Source organism: Kosakonia sp. ML.JS2a (assembly GCF_025642095.1).
Lineage (GTDB): Bacteria > Pseudomonadota > Gammaproteobacteria > Enterobacterales > Enterobacteriaceae.
In genome coordinates this window covers 1145301-1165224 of the sequence record NZ_CP106754.1, presented here as the reverse complement: position 1 = coordinate 1165224, position 19924 = coordinate 1145301, and the positions used below count along the sequence as shown (strand labels likewise).

Annotated in this window: 20 protein-coding genes and 5 tRNA genes; 14 read left to right on the top strand and 11 right to left on the bottom strand. The window is 54.3% G+C overall.

The window, feature by feature from the left end; all coding sequences use genetic code 11:
- Positions 1-15: 15 nt before the first annotated feature.
- Positions 16-363: a DUF2002 family protein gene (locus N7922_RS05540; RefSeq protein WP_061493482.1), complete on the bottom strand. Its 348-nt coding sequence runs from the start codon at positions 361-363 to the stop codon at positions 16-18.
- 163 nt (positions 364-526) lie between these two features.
- On the opposite strand from N7922_RS05540, the gene N7922_RS05535 reads away from it, so the two are divergent.
- The 14 genes from N7922_RS05535 to emrB all read left to right on the top strand — a co-directional run bounded on the left by N7922_RS05535 (position 527) and on the right by emrB (position 14879).
- Positions 527-853 carry a DUF883 domain-containing protein gene (locus tag N7922_RS05535; RefSeq protein ID WP_263099613.1) on the top strand — a complete coding sequence of 109 codons (327 nt, stop codon included), beginning with the start codon at positions 527-529 and terminating at the stop codon, positions 851-853.
- A gap of 266 nt (positions 854-1119) precedes the next feature.
- A complete protein-coding gene (nrdH, locus tag N7922_RS05530) occupies positions 1120-1365 on the top strand; it encodes a glutaredoxin-like protein NrdH (protein WP_263099612.1) in 246 nt (81 codons plus the stop codon).
- Positions 1362-1772, top strand: a complete 411-nt coding sequence (gene nrdI / locus N7922_RS05525) for a class Ib ribonucleoside-diphosphate reductase assembly flavoprotein NrdI (RefSeq protein WP_263099611.1) — start codon at positions 1362-1364, stop codon at positions 1770-1772. Before nrdH ends, nrdI begins: the two co-directional genes overlap by 4 nt.
- A complete protein-coding gene (gene nrdE, locus N7922_RS05520) occupies positions 1745-3889 on the top strand; it encodes a class 1b ribonucleoside-diphosphate reductase subunit alpha (protein ID WP_263099610.1) in 2145 nt (714 codons plus the stop codon). Before nrdI ends, nrdE begins: the two co-directional genes overlap by 28 nt.
- Positions 3890-3899: 10 nt before the next feature.
- Positions 3900-4862, top strand: a complete 963-nt coding sequence (gene nrdF / locus N7922_RS05515; protein ID WP_263099609.1) for a class 1b ribonucleoside-diphosphate reductase subunit beta — start codon at positions 3900-3902, stop codon at positions 4860-4862.
- Between the two features lie 388 nt (positions 4863-5250).
- A complete protein-coding gene (proV, locus tag N7922_RS05510; protein ID WP_263099608.1) occupies positions 5251-6453 on the top strand; it encodes a glycine betaine/L-proline ABC transporter ATP-binding protein ProV in 1203 nt (400 codons plus the stop codon).
- Positions 6446-7513 (top strand): glycine betaine/L-proline ABC transporter permease ProW, encoded by a 1068-nt coding sequence (proW, locus tag N7922_RS05505; RefSeq protein WP_263099607.1) that lies wholly within the window; start codon positions 6446-6448, stop codon positions 7511-7513. The genes proV and proW overlap by 8 nt, the downstream gene beginning before the upstream one ends.
- A 63-nt stretch (positions 7514-7576) precedes the next feature.
- On the top strand, positions 7577-8578 hold the full coding sequence (gene proX, locus N7922_RS05500; protein ID WP_263099606.1) for a glycine betaine/L-proline ABC transporter substrate-binding protein ProX: 1002 nt from the start codon (positions 7577-7579) through the stop codon (positions 8576-8578).
- Between the two features lie 445 nt (positions 8579-9023).
- Positions 9024-10208: an MFS transporter gene (locus N7922_RS05495; RefSeq protein ID WP_263099605.1), complete on the top strand. Its 1185-nt coding sequence runs from the start codon at positions 9024-9026 to the stop codon at positions 10206-10208.
- A gap of 123 nt (positions 10209-10331) precedes the next feature.
- The gene (locus N7922_RS05490) at positions 10332-11078 is read left to right on the top strand and encodes an AzlC family ABC transporter permease (protein WP_263099604.1); all 747 of its coding nucleotides are present in this window, start codon (positions 10332-10334) and stop codon (positions 11076-11078) included.
- Positions 11068-11403 carry an L-valine transporter subunit YgaH gene (gene ygaH / locus N7922_RS05485; protein WP_263099603.1) on the top strand — a complete coding sequence of 112 codons (336 nt, stop codon included), beginning with the start codon at positions 11068-11070 and terminating at the stop codon, positions 11401-11403. Before N7922_RS05490 ends, ygaH begins: the two co-directional genes overlap by 11 nt.
- A gap of 91 nt (positions 11404-11494) precedes the next feature.
- Positions 11495-12025, top strand: coding sequence for a transcriptional repressor MprA (gene mprA / locus N7922_RS05480; protein ID WP_263099602.1), 531 nt, complete (start codon positions 11495-11497; stop codon positions 12023-12025).
- A 130-nt stretch (positions 12026-12155) separates the two neighbouring features.
- Entirely contained in the window at positions 12156-13328 is a 1173-nt protein-coding gene (gene emrA / locus N7922_RS05475; protein WP_263099601.1) for a multidrug efflux MFS transporter periplasmic adaptor subunit EmrA, read from the top strand.
- 15 nt (positions 13329-13343) lie between these two features.
- Positions 13344-14879 (top strand): multidrug efflux MFS transporter permease subunit EmrB, encoded by a 1536-nt coding sequence (gene emrB, locus N7922_RS05470; RefSeq protein WP_263099600.1) that lies wholly within the window; start codon positions 13344-13346, stop codon positions 14877-14879.
- 206 nt (positions 14880-15085) lie between these two features.
- On the opposite strand, the gene luxS is transcribed toward emrB, so the two are convergent.
- From luxS to csrA, 10 genes are all read right to left on the bottom strand, one after another.
- A complete protein-coding gene (gene luxS / locus N7922_RS05465) occupies positions 15086-15601 on the bottom strand; it encodes an S-ribosylhomocysteine lyase (RefSeq protein WP_263099599.1) in 516 nt (171 codons plus the stop codon).
- A gap of 152 nt (positions 15602-15753) precedes the next feature.
- Positions 15754-17298, bottom strand: coding sequence for a glutamate--cysteine ligase (gene gshA, locus N7922_RS05460; RefSeq protein ID WP_263099598.1), 1545 nt, complete (start codon positions 17296-17298; stop codon positions 15754-15756).
- An 80-nt stretch (positions 17299-17378) separates the two neighbouring features.
- The gene (locus tag N7922_RS05455; RefSeq protein WP_061493465.1) at positions 17379-17807 is read right to left on the bottom strand and encodes a YqaA family protein; all 429 of its coding nucleotides are present in this window, start codon (positions 17805-17807) and stop codon (positions 17379-17381) included.
- Positions 17804-18370, bottom strand: a complete 567-nt coding sequence (gene yqaB / locus N7922_RS05450) for a fructose-1-phosphate/6-phosphogluconate phosphatase (RefSeq protein ID WP_263099597.1) — start codon at positions 18368-18370, stop codon at positions 17804-17806. Before yqaB ends, N7922_RS05455 begins: the two co-directional genes overlap by 4 nt.
- Positions 18371-18576: 206 nt before the next feature.
- A tRNA-Arg gene (locus tag N7922_RS05445) sits at positions 18577-18653 on the bottom strand.
- 196 nt (positions 18654-18849) lie between these two features.
- Positions 18850-18926: transfer RNA gene (locus N7922_RS05440), tRNA-Arg, on the bottom strand.
- Between the two features lie 62 nt (positions 18927-18988).
- Positions 18989-19065, bottom strand: a tRNA-Arg gene (locus tag N7922_RS05435).
- A gap of 63 nt (positions 19066-19128) precedes the next feature.
- Positions 19129-19205: transfer RNA gene (locus N7922_RS05430), tRNA-Arg, on the bottom strand.
- Positions 19206-19209: 4 nt separating this feature from the next.
- Positions 19210-19302 (bottom strand) — tRNA-Ser (locus N7922_RS05425).
- A gap of 337 nt (positions 19303-19639) precedes the next feature.
- A complete protein-coding gene (csrA, locus tag N7922_RS05420) occupies positions 19640-19825 on the bottom strand; it encodes a carbon storage regulator CsrA (RefSeq protein WP_007370562.1) in 186 nt (61 codons plus the stop codon).
- Between the last annotated feature and the right edge of the window lie 99 nt (positions 19826-19924).

Genomic DNA, 19924 nt, shown 5'->3' with positions numbered 1-19924 from the left:
AAAACCTGCTGCCGCTTAATGCTGTTGCTCGCCAAATAATCCCTTCAGAAAACGTTCCAGCGCCATGCGCGAGCTAAAACCGTGTGGGATACCGTAATGTTCCTGCGCATCGCCGCCCAGATAGAGCGGGAAATTCTGGTAGTGATCGCACATTTTGATGTCCGAGGCGGGTTCCGCAAGCGACAAACTACGTTCTTTGAGTGTGGGATGGATAACCAGCGCCGTTCGTCCCATGCGCGCTTCGCGGTTCACATACACATAATTGTCGCCACGCCGGTAACCATAGGTTTTCGTCGTGGCCACATCCATCGTAAATCCCACATTTTCCAGCACGCGTGCCACTTCATCGGGTCTTAAATACATAGATTTTCCTCGTCATCTTTCTACAGCCTCGCCACCTTACATGACTGAGCATTGGCAACGCTTTCAGAAAAGTCCACAAACGGACGCGAAAGGCGTGATTGCCGTCTGGCCTTAAAATTTATGGTCTAAACTAAAATTCACATCAAAAACGAGGGAGGATCCTATGTTTAACAGACCGAATCGCCGTGATGTAGATGAAGGTGTTGAGGAGATCAACAACGACGTCAGCCAGTTGGCAGACAGCCTGGAAGAGGTGCTGAAATCCTGGGGCAGCGATGCGAAAGACGAAGCCGATGCGGCGCGTCGCAAGGCGCAGGCTTTGCTGAAAGAGACCCGCGCGCGTCTGCATGGTCGCAACCGCGTGCAGCAAGCAGCGCGTGATGCCGTGGGGTGTGCAGATACCTTTGTGAAAGAGAAACCCTGGTGCAGCGTTGGCGCTGCCGCTGCGGTGGGCATATTTGTCGGCGCGCTACTCAGTTTGCGCCGTTAAACGCTCGTTCTCACCGCTGACCCCTGCCTGGTTTCATCGCCCGCAGGGGTTTTTATTTACCCTGTGCCCGCCATAACCCGCGAGAAAACCGGTACAAATTCCCCTTACCCATTATGCTTATCCTTCGGGCAAAGCCTATGTCATTTTTCTATATATTGTGTGGTTGCATCTTTTAATAACTACATCTAGTATTCCTTTCAGTGACAAACACACGACCTGACGCGACCCATCGCGCCGCTTCTTCATTTTAAACGGAAATACGAATTATGCGCATTACCATTTACACTCGAAATGATTGTGTTCAGTGCCACGCCACCAAACGGGCAATGGAAAGCCGTGGTTTTGCATTCGAAATGGTGAATGTTGACCACGTACCGGAAGCAGCAGATGAACTGCGCGCGATGGGCTTTCGTCAGTTACCGGTGGTGGTAGCCGGGGAGACATCATGGTCCGGTTTCCGACCGGATATGATCAACCGCCTGCATGCCACCCCTCACGTGGCCAGCGCATGAGCACCCTCGTCTACTTCTCCAGCAGTTCCGAAAACACGCAGCGTTTTATCACGCGTCTCGGACTGCCGGCGGTGCGCATCCCGCTGAACGAGCGCGAGCGTATCCAGGTAGACGAACCCTATATCCTGGTGGTTCCCAGTTACGGCGGCGGGGGTACGGCAGGCGCTGTGCCCCGTCAGGTGATCCGCTTTTTAAACGATCCGCACAACCGCGCATTGATCCGCGGCGTGATTGCCTCCGGCAACCGTAACTTCGGCGAGGCGTATGGCCGTGCAGGTGATGTGGTGTCGCAAAAATGCGGCGTCCCCTGGCTGTACCGTTTTGAGCTGATGGGCACCTCGCAGGACATCGACAACGTGCGTAAAGGAGTGAGCGAATTTTGGCGACGACAACCGCAGAGCGCGTGATGCAAAGCACGCCCGATTTCCATGCACTGAATGCGATGCTGAATCTTTATGATAAAGATGGCCGCATTCAGTTTGATAAAGACCATCAGGCCGTCGATGCCTTTATGGCAGCGCACGTCCGCCCCAATACCGTGACTTTCGCCAGTCAGGATGAACGCCTGAGCTACCTGGTGGCGGAAGGTTATTACGATGAAAACGTGCTGGCGCGCTATGACCGCGCCTTTGTGGTCGACCTGATTGCCAATGCGCACGCCAGCGGTTTTCGTTTTCAGACGTTCCTCGGCGCATGGAAGTTTTACACCAGCTATACGCTGAAGACCTTCGATGGCAAACGCTATCTGGAGCATTTTGAAGACCGCGCCTGCATGGTGGCGCTGACGCTGGCACAGGGTGATAAAGCGCTGGCTCAGCAGCTAACGGAGGAGATCCTCTCCGGACGCTTCCAGCCCGCCACGCCAACCTTCCTCAATTGCGGCAAACAGCAGCGCGGCGAGCTGGTCTCCTGCTTCCTGCTGCGTATTGAAGACAATATGGAATCCATTGGCCGTGCGGTGAACTCAGCGTTACAGCTGTCGAAACGCGGCGGCGGCGTGGCGTTTCTGCTCTCCAATCTGCGGGAAGCAGGCGCGCCAATTAAGCGCATCGAAAACCAGTCTTCCGGGGTGATCCCGGTAATGAAAATGCTGGAAGATGCCTTCTCTTACGCCAATCAACTGGGGGCTCGCCAGGGCGCGGGAGCTGTCTATCTGCACGCCCATCATCCGGACATTTTGCGTTTCCTCGATACCAAGCGCGAAAACGCCGACGAAAAAATTCGCATCAAGACCCTTTCACTGGGCGTCGTCATTCCAGATGTCACCTTCCAGCTGGCGAAAGAGAACGCGCAAATGGCGCTGTTCTCGCCGTATGACGTTGAGCGTTTGTACGGCAAGCCATTCGGCGATGTGGCCATCAGCGAGATGTACGATCAGTTGCTGGCCGATGAGCGAGTGCGCAAAAGCTACATTAACGCCCGCGATTTCTTCCAGACCCTGGCGGAGATCCAGTTTGAGTCCGGCTATCCGTACATCATGTTTGAAGACACGGTGAACCGCGCGAACCCGATTGCCGGGCGCATCAATATGAGCAACCTCTGTTCGGAGATTTTGCAGGTTAACAGCGCCTCGACGTTTGATGAAAACCTCGATTACGCCGATACCGGCCACGATATCTCCTGCAATCTCGGTTCGCTGAATATTGCCCATACCATGGATTCGCCGGATTTTGGCCGTACGGTGGAAACCGCCATTCGCGGCCTGACGGCGGTGTCCGATATGAGCCACATCCGTTCGGTGCCCTCGGTGGAAACCGGCAACGCCGCCTCGCACGCCATTGGGCTTGGGCAGATGAACCTGCACGGTTATCTGGCGCGGGAAGGTATTGCTTACGGTAGTGAAGAGGGGCTGGATTTTACCAACTTCTATTTCTACACCATCACCTGGCATGCGGTGCATACCTCGATGATGATCGCCCGTGAGCGTGGGCAATATTTCGCCGGGTTCCCGGCCTCGCGCTATGCCAGCGGCGACTATTTTACCTCGTACCTGGAAGGCGACTGGCAACCGAAAACGGAGAAAGTCCGTGCGCTGTTTGCCCGTTCCGGCATCACGCTTCCTACGCGTGAGATGTGGCAGCAACTGCGCGACGATGTGATGCGTTACGGTATCTATAACCAGAATCTGCAGGCGGTTCCGCCTACCGGGTCCATCTCGTATATCAACCATGCGACATCGAGCATTCACCCGATTGTCTCGAAAATTGAGATCCGCAAGGAAGGCAAAACCGGGCGTGTTTACTATCCCGCGCCGTTTATGACCAATGAGAACCTGGCGCTGTACGAAGATGCGTATGAGATTGGGCCAGAGAAGATCATCGACACCTATGCCGAAGCCACGCGCCATGTGGATCAGGGGTTGTCACTGACACTGTTCTTTAAAGACACCGCCACCACCCGCGACATCAATAAAGCGCAGATCTACGCGTGGAAGAAAGGTATCAAGACACTGTATTACATTCGCCTGCGCCAGCTCGCGCTGGAAGGCACTGAGATCCAGGGCTGCGTGTCCTGCGCGTTGTAAGGAGAAAAGGATGAGCCAACTGTCACGCGTCAGCGCGGTGAACTGGAACAAAATCCAGGATGATAAAGACCTCGAAGTGTGGAACCGCCTGACCAGCAACTTCTGGTTGCCGGAAAAAGTGCCGCTGTCGAACGATATCCCCGCCTGGCAAAGCTTAAGCCCAGCGGAACAGCAACTGACGATCCGTGTGTTCACTGGCCTGACGCTGCTCGACACCATTCAAAACACCGTGGGCGCACCGGCGCTGATGACCGATGCGCTGACGCCGCACGAAGAAGCGGTGTTATCCAATGTCAGCTTTATGGAAGCGGTGCATGCCCGCTCCTACAGCTCGATTTTCTCTACGCTGTGCCAGAGCAAAGATGTGGATGCCGCTTATGCCTGGAGCGAAGAGAACGCGGCACTACAGCGTAAAGCGCAGCTGATTCTGGCGTACTACCGCGCCGATGAGCCGCTGAAGAAGAAAATCGCCAGCGTGTTTCTTGAATCTTTTCTGTTCTATTCCGGTTTCTGGTTACCGATGTACTGGTCGAGCCGCGGCAAGCTAACCAACACCGCCGACCTGATTCGTCTGATCATTCGCGACGAGGCCGTACACGGTTACTATATTGGCTATAAGTATCAGAAAGGGCTGGAAAAAGTGAGTGGCGAAAAACGTGAAGAGCTGAAGAACTTCGCGCTGGAACTGCTGATGGATCTCTATGATAACGAAGTGAGCTATACCGACGATCTGTACGCGGACAGCGGTTGGGCTGAGGATGTGAAAGCCTTCCTGTGCTACAACGCCAATAAAGCGTTAATGAATCTCGGTTACGAAGCCCTTTTCCCGGCGGAAATGGCGGAAGTGAACCCGGCGATCCTCGCCGCGCTCTCGCCCAATGCCGATGAAAACCACGACTTCTTCTCCGGCTCGGGCTCCTCCTATGTGATGGGTAAAGCGGTCGAAACCGAAGACGAAGACTGGAACTTCTGACCCCACTCCTTCCCTCTTTTCGGAGAGGGAATATTGCTGGTTTTCAGGAAAATGATAATAACCGCCAAATAAAAAGGGGTATCGTTAATTCCCGCATATTACGGAAATATCCGGCGCAATATTCCCACAGCCGCTACACTGTAATTCAACTGTCATTTTCGCCTGAATTGTCACAATTCAGGTTCGATTTCCCGATGAATACGAAAAAATGATTATCTGCCGCCAGCCCTTATTTCATGGGAAATAGAGACAATTCTACACAGCGCAAATTCGCCGACTGAAGAAATTCAGGGTTGTCTCAGATTCTGAGTATGTTAGGGTATGACCAGTTAATTATTTTCACCGGGTATTATATCGACACAATAAATAACAGGAATCCTCTTATTGCATGGCAATTAAATTAGAAGTGAAGAACCTCTACAAGATATTTGGCGAGCACCCACAGCGGGCTTTCAAATATATTGAAAAAGGACTATCGAAAGAGCAAATTCTGGAAAAAACGGGTCTGTCGCTTGGCGTGAAAGACGCCAGTCTGGCCATTGAAGAAGGCGAGATATTTGTCATCATGGGGTTATCCGGATCGGGTAAATCCACTATGGTACGCCTTCTCAATCGCCTGATTGAACCCACCCGCGGGCAGGTGCTGATTGATGGCGTGGATATCGCCAAAATATCGGACGCTGAGTTGCGCGAGGTGCGCAGGAAAAAGATCGCAATGGTCTTCCAGTCATTTGCGCTAATGCCCCATATGACGGTGTTGGAGAATACCGCGTTTGGTATGGAATTAGCCGGTGCGACAGCGCAGGTGCGCCAGGAAAAAGCGCTGGATGCGTTGCGTCAGGTAGGGCTGGAAAATTACGCGCATGCCTGGCCGGATGAACTCTCTGGCGGTATGCGTCAACGTGTGGGTCTGGCGCGCGCATTAGCGATCAATCCCGATATTTTATTAATGGACGAAGCCTTCTCGGCGCTCGACCCATTAATTCGCACGGAAATGCAGGATGAACTGGTAAAACTGCAAGCGAAACATCAACGCACCGTGGTGTTTATTTCCCACGATCTGGATGAAGCCATGCGTATTGGCGATCGCATCGCCATTATGCAAAACGGTGAAGTGGTGCAGGTCGGTACGCCGGACGAGATCTTAAATAATCCGGCCAATGATTATGTGCGTACCTTCTTCCGCGGCGTAGATATTAGCCAGGTGTTTAGCGCAAAGGATATTGCGCGCCGTACACCGGTGGGCTTAATCCGTAAAACGCCGGGCTTCGGCCCGCGTTCCGCGCTGAAAATGCTGCAGGATGACGATCGTGAATACGGTTATGTCGTCGAACGCGGCAATAAATTTGTCGGCATTGTGTCCATCGACTCCCTGAAAGCGGCCTTAGGGCAAAATCTGGGTATCGATGCGGCGTTAATTGACTCTCCGCTCGCGGTAGAGGCCGAAACGCCGCTTAGCGAGTTGCTCTCCCATGTCGGGCAAGCGCCCTGCGCTGTCCCGGTCATCGGTGAAGAACAACAGTACGTGGGCATCATCTCAAAACGGATGCTGCTACAGGCTTTAGATCGCGAGGGGGCAAACAATGGCTGATGCAAATAACCCGTGGGATAGCGCGCCAGCGGCAGACAGCGCGGCGCAATCCGCCGACGCCTGGGGCGGCGGCGCTTCATCGGCTCCCGCCAGTGGCGGCGGTGCAGACTGGCTAAACAGCGCTCCGGCGCCTGCGCCGGAACATTTCAACATTATGGATCCGTTCCATAAGACGCTGATCCCGCTGGACAGTTGGGTAACACAGGGGATCGACTGGGTGGTGGTGCATTTCCGTCCGCTGTTCCAGGGGATCCGCATTCCGGTGGATTACATTCTCAGCACGTTCCAGCAGCTGTTGCTGGGTATGCCTGCGCCAGTGGCGATCATTGTTTTCTCGTTGATCGCCTGGCAGATGAGCAGTGCGGGAATGGGCGTTGCCACGCTGGTGTCGCTGATCGCCATTGGCGCGATTGGTGCCTGGTCACAGGCAATGGTCACGCTGGCGCTGGTGCTGACCGCACTGCTGTTTTGTGTGGTCATCGGCCTGCCGCTGGGGATCTGGCTGGCACGCAGCCAGCGCGCGGCGAAAATTATCCGTCCGTTGCTGGATGCCATGCAAACCACCCCGGCGTTTGTTTACCTGGTGCCGATTGTGATGTTGTTCGGCATCGGCAACGTGCCGGGGGTAGTGGTAACGATTATCTTCGCCCTGCCGCCGGTGGTGCGACTGACGATCCTCGGCATTAACCAGGTGCCGGCCGATTTGATTGAAGCGTCGCGCTCATTTGGCGCCAGCCCGCGACAAATGTTGTTTAAAGTGCAATTACCACTGGCCATGCCCACCATTATGGCGGGAATTAACCAGACGTTGATGCTTGCCCTCTCCATGGTAGTGATCGCCTCGATGATCGCCGTCGGCGGGCTTGGCCAGATGGTACTTCGCGGTATTGGTCGTCTTGATATGGGGCTGGCTACCGTTGGCGGCACAGGGATTGTGATCCTCGCCATTATTCTCGACCGCCTGACGCAGGCTGTCGGCCGCGATGCCCGCAGTCGGGGTAATCGCCGCTGGTATCAGACCGGCCCGCTGGGTCTGCTGACCCGGCCATTCACCCGCTAATCCTGCTGCCCGGTGCAACACGCGCCGGGCGTCCAGTGTCCCACCTGAAAATAAGGAACAACGATGCGACATAGCGTACTTTTTGCCACAGCGTTCGCCACCCTTGTCTCCACCAGCACGTTCGCCGCAGAGGCTGAACTGCCCGGCAAAGGCATCACCGTGCAACCTTTTCAAAGCACCATTTCGGAAGAAGCCTTCCAGACCCTGCTGGTGAGCCGCGGGCTGGAAAAACTCGGCTACACCGTCAATAAACCGAGCGAAGTGGACTACAACGTCGGTTACACCTCGCTTGCCGCAGGCGATGTGACCTTCACCGCCGTAAACTGGCAGCCGCTGCATGACGATATGTATGCCGCAGCCGGAGGCGACAAGAAGTTCTACCGTGAAGGCACTTTCGTTACCGGCGCGGCGCAAGGTTACCTGATCGATAAGAAAACGGCTGAGCAGTATCACATTAAAAGTATCGATCAGTTGAAAGATCCGAAAATCGCCAAACTGTTCGACACCAATGGCGACGGTAAAGCGGACCTGACCGGCTGCACACCAGGCTGGGGCTGCGAAGCGGTGATTAATCACCAGATTGATGCCTATGGTTTGAGCAACAATGTGGTGCATAACCAGGGTAACTACGCGGCAATGATGGCTGACACCATTACCCGCTATAAAGAAGGCAAACCGATCCTGTACTACACCTGGACACCGTACTGGGTGAGCGATGTGTTGAAACCGGGTAAAGATGTGGTCTGGTTGCAGGTGCCGTTCTCGTCTCTGCCGGGCGAGCAGAAAGATATCGATACCAAACTGCCGAACGGCATGAACTATGGCTTCCCGGTCAACACCATGCATATCGTGGCGAACAAAGCCTGGGCGGAGAAAAACCCGGCTGCGGCGAAACTGTTCTCAGTAATGAAACTGCCGATTGCCGACATCAACGCGCAGAATGCGATGATGCATGCGGGCAAAGCGTCGGAAGCGGATATTCAGGGTCATGTTGATGGTTGGATCAAAGCCCACCAGCAGCAGTTTGATGGCTGGGTGAAAGAGGCGCTGGCCGCGCAGAAGTAAGGTGTTTTTCCCCTCACCCTAACCCTCTCCCCAAGGGAGAGGGGACAGATCGAGCCCCTATAACTTCTTGCTCTCCCCTTTGTGCGGATGCAGAAGTAAGGTGTTTTTCCCTCACCCTAACCCTCTCCCCAAGGGAGAGGGGACAGATCGAGCCCCTATAACTTTTTGCTCTCACCTTTGTGCGGATGCAGAAGTAAGGTGTTTTTCCCTAACCCTCTCCCCAAGGGAGAGGGGACAGATCGTGCCCCTATAACTTCTTGCTCTCCCCTTTGTGCAGAGCGTGCAGACCGCACATATTTTTATTCCCCCTCTCCCCTTTGGGGAGAGGGCCGGGGTGAGGGGAATGCCTTTCACCGCACGTTCCGACACGCGATCTCCCTCACAAATTCCTATCCATTGGTTATGATGAATTTCTGACAACATCTTGAGCAGACTCATCATTCTTATGACCAAACCAAACCAGGGCCTGAGCCCGGCGCTGATTGCGCTAATGTCTGTCGCGACCGGTCTTGCCGTCGCCAGCAACTATTATGCGCAACCGCTGCTTGACACCATTGCCCGAGCCTTTTCGCTCTCGCCGAATCAGGCCGGCTTTATTGTTACCGCCGCCCAACTCGGTTATGCCGCCGGCTTACTGTTCCTGGTGCCGCTTGGCGACATGTTTGAACGCCGCAAACTGATTGTGGTGATGACGCTGCTTGCCGCAGGCGGAATGCTTATCACCGCCAGCAGCTCCTCACTGGCGCTGATGATCCTGGGGACCGCGCTGACGGGTCTGTTCTCGGTAGTGGCTCAGATCCTCGTGCCGCTGGCGGCGACGCTCGCCACCCCGGATAAACGAGGTAAAGTGGTGGGCACCATCATGAGCGGCCTGTTGCTGGGTATTCTGCTGGCGCGAACGGTTGCCGGGTTGCTTGCCAGTCTCGGCGGCTGGCGCACCGTCTACTGGGTCGCCAGCGTATTAATGGTGTTGATGGCACTGGCGCTGTGGCGCGGTCTGCCAAAGGTCAAACAGGACACGCACCTCAATTACCTGCAACTGCTCGGGTCGGTGTTTACCCTGTTTGCCGGCGATAAACTGCTGCGCACCCGCGCCATGCTGGGTTGTCTGAGCTTTGCGAACTTCAGTATCTTGTGGACGTCGATGGCGTTTTTACTTGCCTCGCCGCCGTTTCACTTCTCTGAAGCGGTGATTGGCTTGTTTGGCCTGGTCGGCGCGGCTGGTGCATTAGGCGCACGGCAGGCAGGCGGGCTGGCGGACAGAGGAAAATCGCATCTCACCACGACCGGCGGTCTGATCCTGTTGCTGCTGTCGTGGGTGGCCATCTGGCTCGGTCACAGCTCGGTTATCGCGCTGATAATGGGCATTATTGTGCTGGATCTCACGGTACAGGGCGTGCATATCACCAACCAGACGGTGATTTACCGCGTCAAGCCCGATGCGCGTAATCGCCTGACCGCCGGGTATATGACCAGCTACTTTATTGGCGGTGCGGCGGGTTCACTGATCTCCGCGTCTGCCTGGCAGCATGCCGGATGGCGCGGCGTTTGCGCGGCAGGCAGTCTGCTTGCAGTGGTAAATCTGCTGGTGTGGTGGCGAGGATTTCACCGTCAGGAGGCTGCGATGTAAGCAACCGCCCACGTTTCGCGGTTTCGGAGAAAAACCGGGGTGTTAAGGAGCGCCTTAGTCTGTTAAGGTTAAGGGACTTGTTTATCCCGGTTATATTAACGTGGGTGATATATAACAAACACTATGGATAGCTCAGCAACACCAACAGACGTCAGTGCCGTGAGTACGGCCACGTTACAGGAAGGTATCAAAGACAGTCTTCCCATCGTATTAAGTTACGTTCCAGTTGCGTTTGCTTTCGGCATGAATGCCACCAAACTCGGTTTTACTCCCCTCGAAAGCGTCTTTTTCTCCTGCATTATTTATGCAGGCGCCAGCCAGTTTGTGATCACCACGATGCTTGCCGCTGGTAGCGCCTTATGGGTCGCCGCACTGACCGTCATGGCGATGGACGTCCGCCACGTGCTGTATGGCCCGTCGCTGCGCAGCCGTATTTTGTCCCCTCTCAAAAAACCCAAAACCGCGATCTGGGCCTTTGGTCTGACGGACGAAGTTTTTGCCGCCGCCACCGCTAAACTGGTGCGCGATAATCGCCGCTGGAGCGAAGAGTGGATGATCGGCATCGCCTTCTGCTCGTGGTTTTCGTGGGTATTGGGCACCGTGCTGGGCGCGTTTTCCGGTAGCGGCTTACTGGAAGGCTATCCGGCGGTGGAGTCGGCGCTGAGTTTTATGTTACCCGCATTATTTATGAGCTTTCTGCTGGCGTCGTTCCAGCGGAAACAAGCCCCCGCCGTCACAGCAGCACTGCTTGGCGCGTTGGCTGGTGTCACGCTGTTTTCGATCCCGGCGGCCATTCTGGCCGGGATCGTCGCCGGTTGTCTGACCGCGCTGGTGCAAGCGTTTTACCAGGGAACGCCCGATGAGTCCTGACGTGCTGTTCCTCGGATTACTGGTTGGCGGGGTAAATTTTTTATTCCGCTACCTGCCCCTGCGCATCCGCGCCGCACAGTCTCGCCCGGCGAGACGCGGCGTGACTGCCGTGCTGCTCGACACCATCGGTATTGCGTCTATCTGCGCTTTACTGGTGGTCTCCTGCGTGCCGGAAATCATGACCGATAGCCGCCGCCTGCTGCCGACGCTGGTGGGTTTCGCGGTGCTCGGCGTGAGTTTCTGGAAAACGCGCAGCATTATTACCCCCACGTTACTGAGCGCGCTTGCGTACGGAATCGCCTGGAAACTGCTGACAGATGTATAGATAAGGCAAATTTATTAGCACAAATAATACATTTACTTTATTTGTCACTGTCGTTACTATATCGACTGCAATTAATGAGGTTATGCCCAAAATGGATAGTTCTTTTACGCCCATTGAACAAATGCTTAAGTTTCGCGCCAGCCGTTATGAGGATTTTCCGTTTCAGGAGATTCTGTTAACACGTCTGTGTATGCATATGCAGGGCAAGTTGCTGGAAAACCGCAACAAAATGTTGAAAGCGCAGGGCATCAACGAAACGCTGTTTATGGCATTAATTACGCTGGAATCCCAGGAAAACCATAGCATTCAGCCGTCTGAACTGAGCAGTGCGCTGGGTTCATCGCGCACCAACGCCACGCGCATCGCCGATGAGCTGGAGAAGCGCGGCTGGATTGAGCGTCGCGAAAGCGACAATGATCGCCGTTGTCTGCACCTGCAACTGACCGATAAAGGTCATGATTTTCTGCGTCAGGTGCTGCCTCCGCAGCATAATTGCCTGCATCAACTCTGGTCTTCTCTCAGCGTCGCTGAAAAAGATCAGCTTGAGCACATCACCCGTAAACTCCTGACACGTCTCGACCAGATGGACGAAGACGACGTCATTCTCGAGGCGTTGCGCTAACGCGATAAGACGCTCGACTATCCAGGATATAAGAATACAGCCAAACTGGCTGGCAGATTTTGCTGCTGGCCTTTTTGGCGAAAACAGGTCGGCATTGCCGATATGAAATAAGAAGATCGTGGAGAAAAGCATGAGCGCAAATGCGGAGAGTCAAACCCCGCAGCAACCGGTCAAAAAGAAAGGTAAACGTAAAGGTGCCCTTCTGCTTCTGACCTTGCTCTTTATTGTTATTGCCGTGGCATACGGGATTTATTGGTTTTTGGTACTGCGTCATTTTGAAGAGACAGATGACGCCTACGTGGCAGGGAACCAGGTACAAATCATGGCGCAGGTATCCGGCAGCGTGACGAAAGTCTGGGCCGACAATACCGACTTCGTCAAACAGGGCGATGTGCTGATCACGCTCGATGCGACCGATGCGCAGCAAGCGTTTGAAAAAGCGCAGACTGGCCTGGCCAGCAGCGTCCGTCAAACCCGCCAGTCCATTATCAACAGCAAGCAGTTGCAGGCGAGCATTGAGCTGAAAAAAACCGCTCTCGCCCAGGCGCAGAGCGACTTTAACCGTCGCGTACCGCTGGGTAGCGCCAACCTGATTGGCCGCGAGGAGCTGCAACATGCCCGTGATGCGGTTGCCAGCGCGCAAGCCGAACTGGATGTGGCGGTGCAGCAGTTTAACGCCAACCAGGCGATCATCCTCGACACCCCTCTGGAAGATCAGCCGGCGGTTAAACAGGCAGCGACCGAAGTGCGTAATAGCTGGCTGGCGCTGCAACGTACCAAAATCGTGAGTCCAATCACCGGTTACGTCTCCCGCCGCGCGGTACAACCTGGCGCGCAGATCAGCCCGACAACGTCCTTAATGGCGGTGGTTCCGGCCAGCAACCTGTGGGTGGACGCCAACTTTAAAGAGACCCAGCTTGCGCATATGCGCATTGGTCAGACGGCGACCGTGGTCAGCGATATTTACGGCGACGAGGTGAAATACAGCGGTAAAGTTGTCGGGCTTGATATGGGCACCGGCAGCGCCTTCTCGCTGTTGCCTGCGCAGAACGCTACCGGTAACTGGATCAAAGTGGTGCAGCGTTTGCCGGTACGTATTGAGCTGGATGCGAAGCAACTTGCCGATCATCCGCTGCGCATTGGTCTCTCCACGCTGGTGAAAGTGGACACCTCAGAACGTGAAGGTCAGGTGCTGGCAAGCCAGGTTCGCACCAGCCCGGCGTACGAAAGTAACGCCCGGGAAATCAGCCTCGAACCGGTCAATACGTTGATCGATAACATCGTGAAAGCCAACGCCGGTTAATCTGAGGTGAGTGCAATGCAACAGAAACCGCTGGAAGGCGCGCAACTGGTCATTATGACCATTGCGCTATCGCTCGCGACCTTCATGCAGGTGCTGGACTCCACCATCGCTAACGTTGCTATTCCGACTATCGCCGGGAACCTTGGTTCATCACTGAGCCAGGGGACCTGGGTTATCACCTCATTTGGGGTGGCGAACGCCATCTCGATCCCGATCACCGGCTGGCTGGCAAAACGCGTCGGGGAAGTGAAACTGTTCCTCTGGTCTACCGTAGCGTTTGCCATCGCTTCCTGGGCGTGCGGCATGTCGAACAGCCTGAGTATGCTGATCTTCTTCCGCGTGATTCAGGGGATTGTCGCCGGGCCGCTGATCCCGCTGTCGCAGAGCCTGCTTTTAAGCAACTACCCGCCAGCAAAGCGGTCGATTGCGCTGGCGCTTTGGTCAATGACGGTGATTGTCGCACCAATCTGCGGGCCGATCCTCGGCGGGTATATCAGTGATAATTACCACTGGGGTTGGATCTTCTTCATCAACGTGCCGATCGGCATTGTGGTGGTGCTGATGACCCTGCAAAGCCTGCGCGGCCGGGAAACCCGTACGGAACAGCGCCGGATCGATGGCGTCGGTCTGGCATTGCTGGTGATTGGTATCGGTAGCTTGCAGGTGATGCTCGACCAGGGTAAAGAGCTGGACTGGTTCAACTCCACGGAGATTATCGTCCTGACGATTGTCGCCGTGATTTCGATAAGCTTCCTTGTGGTCTGGGAGCTGACCGACGAAAACCCGATAGTCGATTTGTCGCTATTCAAGTCGCGCAACTTTACCATCGGCTGTTTGTGCATCAGCCTTGCCTACATGCTCTATTTCGGCGCGATTGTCCTGCTGCCGCAGTTGTTGCAGGAGGTCTATGGCTATACCGCCACATGGGCGGGCCTGGCGTCCGCGCCGGTCGGGGTGATCCCGGTGCTGCTATCGCCGATCATCGGGCGTTTTGCCCATAAGCTGGATATGCGCCGTCTGGTCACTTTCAGTTTTATTATGTACGCGGTGTGCTTCTACTGGCGTGCGTATACGTTCGAGCCGGGGATGGATTTTGGCGCGTCCGCGTGGCCGCAGTTTATTCAGGGCTTTGCGGTGGCGTGCTTCTTTATGCCGCTGACGACCATCACTCTGTCTGGTTTGCCACCGGAGCGTCTGGCGGCGGCATCGAGTCTGTCGAACTTTGCGCGTACGCTGGCGGGCTCCATCGGGACGTCAATCACCACAACCTTGTGGACCAACCGTGAGTCGATGCACCATGCGCAGCTTACGGAGTCGGTGAATCCGTATAACCCGAATTCGCAGGCGATTTATGATCAACTGCAAGGTATGGGCATGTCGCAACAGCAAGCATCCGGCTGGATTGCACAGCAGATCACGAACCAGGGGCTGATTATCTCCGCTAACGAGATTTTCTGGTTCTCCGCCGGGGTGTTCCTGATCCTGCTCGGCCTGGTCTGGTTTGCGAAACCACCGTTTGGCGCTGGCGGTGGCGGCGGTGGCGCGCACTAAGTTGTAAACAGACTTATAAACAGGGATCTGCGGATCCCTTTTTTATTATCACAATTTCTGGTGGTGGTTTTGTCACCATCATGCCTGTGTCTTTACGCCGTTTCGAAATCTTCCCTTTACCTTTAGCCAGTTCTGAATGCTTCTCGCAGAAAGTAAAACCGCCTCCAAAGAGGCGGTTCGCTTTACGACAGGCACGGCGGCACAGACTAGATGTGCAACTCCTGCAGTTTCTCTTTCGGCAGGGCCAGCTCTTCGTTGCTGTTGACGCGAACATCGCGATCGAGGATATGACGCGCAATGTCCTGTGCTTCTTCCAGCGAGTGCATCAGGTAGGTGCCGCACTGGTAAACGTTCAGTTCCGGGATCTGATTCTGTTCTTTAACCTTGAGTACATCAGCCATTGCCGCTTTCCATGCATCGGCAACGCGCTGCTCGTCCGGTGTGCCGATCAGACTCATGTAGAAGCCCGTACGGCAGCCCATCGGGGAGATATCAATGATCTCAACGCCATTGCCGTTGAGATGGTTACGCATAAAACCCGCAAACAGATGCTCCAGAGTATGAATGCCTTTTTCCGGCATAACTTCTTTATTGGGCACGCAGAAACGCAGGTCGAATACGGTAATGGTGTCGCCATGCGGCGTGTCCATGGTCTTAGCAACACGGACAGCAGGGGCTTCCATACGGGTATGATCGACAGTGAAGCTATCCAACAATGGCATTTAGTCACCTCCGATAGTGATTTTTTAAAAATAAAATGAACTCTTTTTTCCCATGCGAGTCTGAGTATATGAAAGACGCGCATTTGTTATCATCATCCCTGATTTTCAGAGATGAAATTTTGGCCACAGCAATGTGGCCTTTTTCTTTTCTGTCAGGCGTGCCGCGCTAAAAGCGCGTCGAAAGACTCGGTATCACCGGCTTCCACTTCCTGCTGACGCGCCAGCGACGCTTTGCATTCGGCGATAAAATCTTCCTCATGCAGCACTTCCAGCGGCTCTTCACGCAACTGAGAACGATACTGATCGCCCAGTGCCTTACCTGTTCCACCGATCCCATTATCGATCATAGAGCGCAAAATGCGCGCTGAGAACGTTAATTCCGGATCGTCAAAGCTGGCGACCAACTGGTCACATACGTTTTCGTACTCTTTGCCACCGTACACGCCATCCAGCGTCTGCGCCACACGTTTCAGATCGAGGAACAGGTCTTTGCCGACCTGGGCAAGCGGGAACTGCGCGGTCTCACAGCCCATTCCCAACGTAAGGCCCGGTTTGCGTCCTTCCAGGATCACACGGTTCCAGTTTTTACGCGTACACAGCAGTTCGTCGCTGCTCATTTCCGGCGCATCAGCCAGCACGCACCAGACCATAAACAGATCGAGGAAGCGCACCTGTTGCTCATCGACGCCGATCGCCGTGAACGGGTTAATGTCCAGCGAACGCACTTCGATATACTCAATGCCGCCACGCAGCAGCGCATCCGACGGCGTTTCACCGCTGCGGGTCACGCGTTTCGGACGAATTGGCGCGTACAGCTCATTTTCAATCTGCAGAATATTGGTATTGATTTGCAGGTACTTGCCCTCTTTCTGCAAACCAATTTTGGCGTACTCTTCAGAAGGCGTTTTAATCGCGCGTTTCAGCGCCACCACATAATCGTGCAGATTATTGAAGGTGATGCCGAGGTTACTTTGCGACTTGTTGGTGTAACCGAGGTCGCTCAAACGCAGAGACGTTGCATAGGGCAAATAGTACATGCCATTCGGCGTTTTCTCGAACGGCAGCGTGGTCGGTTTCCCTTGCAGGAACGACGAGCAAATCGCCGGAGAAGCGCCAAACAGATACGGGATCACCCAACCAAAGCGGTAATAGTTACGGATCAGGCGGAAATAACCGTCTGATACCGTTTCTTTATCGGTGCTGCCGCCTTTTGCTTCCCAGAATGCCATCGGCAATGAGAAGTTGTAATGCACGCCGGATATGGTTTGCATCAGCGCGCCATAACGGTTTTTCAGCCCTTCGCGATAGAGGGTTTTCAGGCGGCCGATATTTGAGGTGCCGTACTGGGCCAGCTCAATATCCTGACCGTCTTTGATATAGCACGGCATACTCAGCGGCCACATACGCTCGTCGCCAATCTGGCGGGCGGTGTAGCGATGAATATCGCGCATGATCGTTAACATATGATCGATGTCGCCCTCTACCGGCGTAATAAACTCCAGCAGCGCTTCGGCAAAATCGGTGGTGATCCATTTATGGGTTAATGCAGAGCCAAGCATTGCCGCATGGCTGGTCGTCGCCAGAGAACCGTCCGCATTAACGCGTAACGTTTCACGCTCAAGGCCACGTTGAATGCCTTTAAGCGCCTGAGGATGTTTTTCCAGCCAGGACAACGCCTGAGATACGTCCGGGATCAAATTGACCTCCCGCCTGTAATAATCATTTTATTAAGCATAATTGTAATGGTTGACGATTAAAGGTCACTCACTCAATCCAATTAGTGCCACCACGTCATACCCTGCAGCGTTACGCTGGCAATAGCCACATAGCGCAACGCTTTTCCAAGGCACAGAAAAATCAGTACTGGCCCCCACGAGAGGCGCATCCATCCCGCCAGCAGGCACAGTAAGTCGCCTATAACAGGCGCCCAGCTCAACAGCAATGCAGCCGCGCCATAGCGTTTGAGCCAGCCAGTCGCTTTTTCCTGCCAGCGTGAGGTTTTACGCTGCGGAAAGAAACGCCCAAGAATAACGTTAGTCAGCCCTCCAAGGCTATTACCCATTGTTGCTATTACAACAAGAAGCCAGGGCTGACTGACGTGAGAAAGCAGCATGGTCACCAACACCACCTCGGAATTGCCCGGCAGAAGCGTGGCGCTGAGAAAGCTGCTGGCAAACAACGAAAAAAGCGACAGCGCGTCACTCACCGTAAGCGAACATCCACGACGTCCATTCCGGCCGCTCGCGCCGCCTGAATGCCAAAATCCGCATCTTCAAACACCACGCACTGTGTTGCTTCAACGCCCATTCGCTCAGCGCAGAGCAGAAACGTATCCGGTGCTGGTTTATGATGTTGAACGTGATCGGCGGCAACGACCGCATTGAAATAGTGCCGCAGGCCAAGATGCGCGAGTAAGGCTTCTGCGATAGCGCTTTCGCTGCCCGTGCCGACAGACAGTGGGCGACGCCCGTGCCATTCCTTTACCACCTCAATCAGCGGTAAAGGGCGCACAGAATCCAACAGCATTGCTTTTACCGCTGCCGTTTTTTCTTGTGCGAGAAGATGAGGATCAAGATCGCCCTGATTGGCTTCAATAATCGATTGTGCAATACGCCACGTCGGCGAACCGTTCAACCCGACCATTGCCTGCTCATCAAAGCGCATCCCGTAACGCGCCAGCACTTCACGCCAGGCCTTACGATGAGTGGGTTCAGTATCCAGGATGGTGCCATCCATATCAAAAATCAGCCCTGCATAACGGTCGTACATCGTGTTCTCACAAACTGGATAACAGGTGATTACTTTAGCGTAAACAGGGATTTTTGTCGCTGCCAGTGCATAACAGACAAATTGAGCAAAAATGAAATCGGGTATGGGGTAGCGATATCAGGAGGCGATAGTTTTGAGAGGAGATGGTGCTTGCGGTCAGGACCGCTAACCTTGAGAAAATAAACCTGCTGTTGTCTCGCAGAAGATGGTGCATCCGGGAGGATTCGAACCTCCGACCGCTCGGTTCGTAGCCGAGTACTCTATCCAGCTGAGCTACGGATGCATCGGGAAAACTTTATTTACAACGCAGATTCAGTACTTACAACTTCATCATACTGAACAAGATGGTGCATCCGGGAGGATGACTCGTCTTTCGACTCGCCCTTCGGGCCGTTGCTAAAGCAACGTTATCCTTCCTGGTGCTTGCGGTCAGGACCGCGAACCCTGAGAAAACAAACCTGCTGTTATCTCGCAGAAGATGGTGCATCCGGGAGGATTCGAACCTCCGACCGCTCGGTTCGTAGCCGAGTACTCTATCCAGCTGAGCTACGGATGCATCGGGAAAACTTTATTTACAACGCAGATTCGGTGCTTACGACTTCATCATACTGAGCAAGATGGTGCATCCGGGAGGATTCGAACCTCCGACCGCTCGGTTCGTAGCCGAGTACTCTATCCAGCTGAGCTACGGATGCATCGGAAAAACTTGCTTTACAACGCTGATTCAGTGCCGCGTTACCTCGCCACACTGAGCAAGATGGTGCATCCGGGAGGATTCGAACCTCCGACCGCTCGGTTCGTAGCCGAGTACTCTATCCAGCTGAGCTACGGATGCAAAATGGCGGTGAGGCGGGGATTCGAACCCCGGATGCAGCTTTTGACCGCATACTCCCTTAGCAGGGGAGCGCCTTCAGCCTCTCGGCCACCTCACCACACGCCTCTTTCGAGTGCTTCGAAGAACTTGTTAAGAGCTCATCGTCGCTGCGTGGCGCACATATTACTTTCTGGGTCTTATAAGTCAAACACTTTTTCCTGCCCCTGAATCGTTTGCACACTTCGCAGACAATTAGCCTGTAAAAAGCCCAAAAAGGATGTTTTATCAGCAGAATTTCCACCGTACCGCTGAGAAAAACCGACAAGAACGCAGACGTAAAAAACGGCAGGTAACGACAAAATCGGGACGAGTGAAATAAAAAGGCAACGAAACAGCGGGAGAATCAGGAGGAGGTGTTGCGTCTCGCCGGGGAACAGCGAGACGCGATAATTGCATCAGTAATTTGACTGCTGTGATTTTTCAGCCTGGATACGCTGGTAGATCTCTTCACGGTGAACGGAAACTTCTTTAGGAGCGTTAACGCCAATGCGCACCTGGTTTCCTTTAACGCCTAATACAGTCACAGTGACCTCATCCCCAATCATGAGGGTTTCACCAACTCGACGAGTCAGAATCAGCATTCTTTGCTCCTTGAAAGATTAAAAGAGTCGGGTCTCTCTGTATCCCGGCATTATCCATCATATAACGCCAAAAAGTAAGCGATGACAAACACCTAAGTG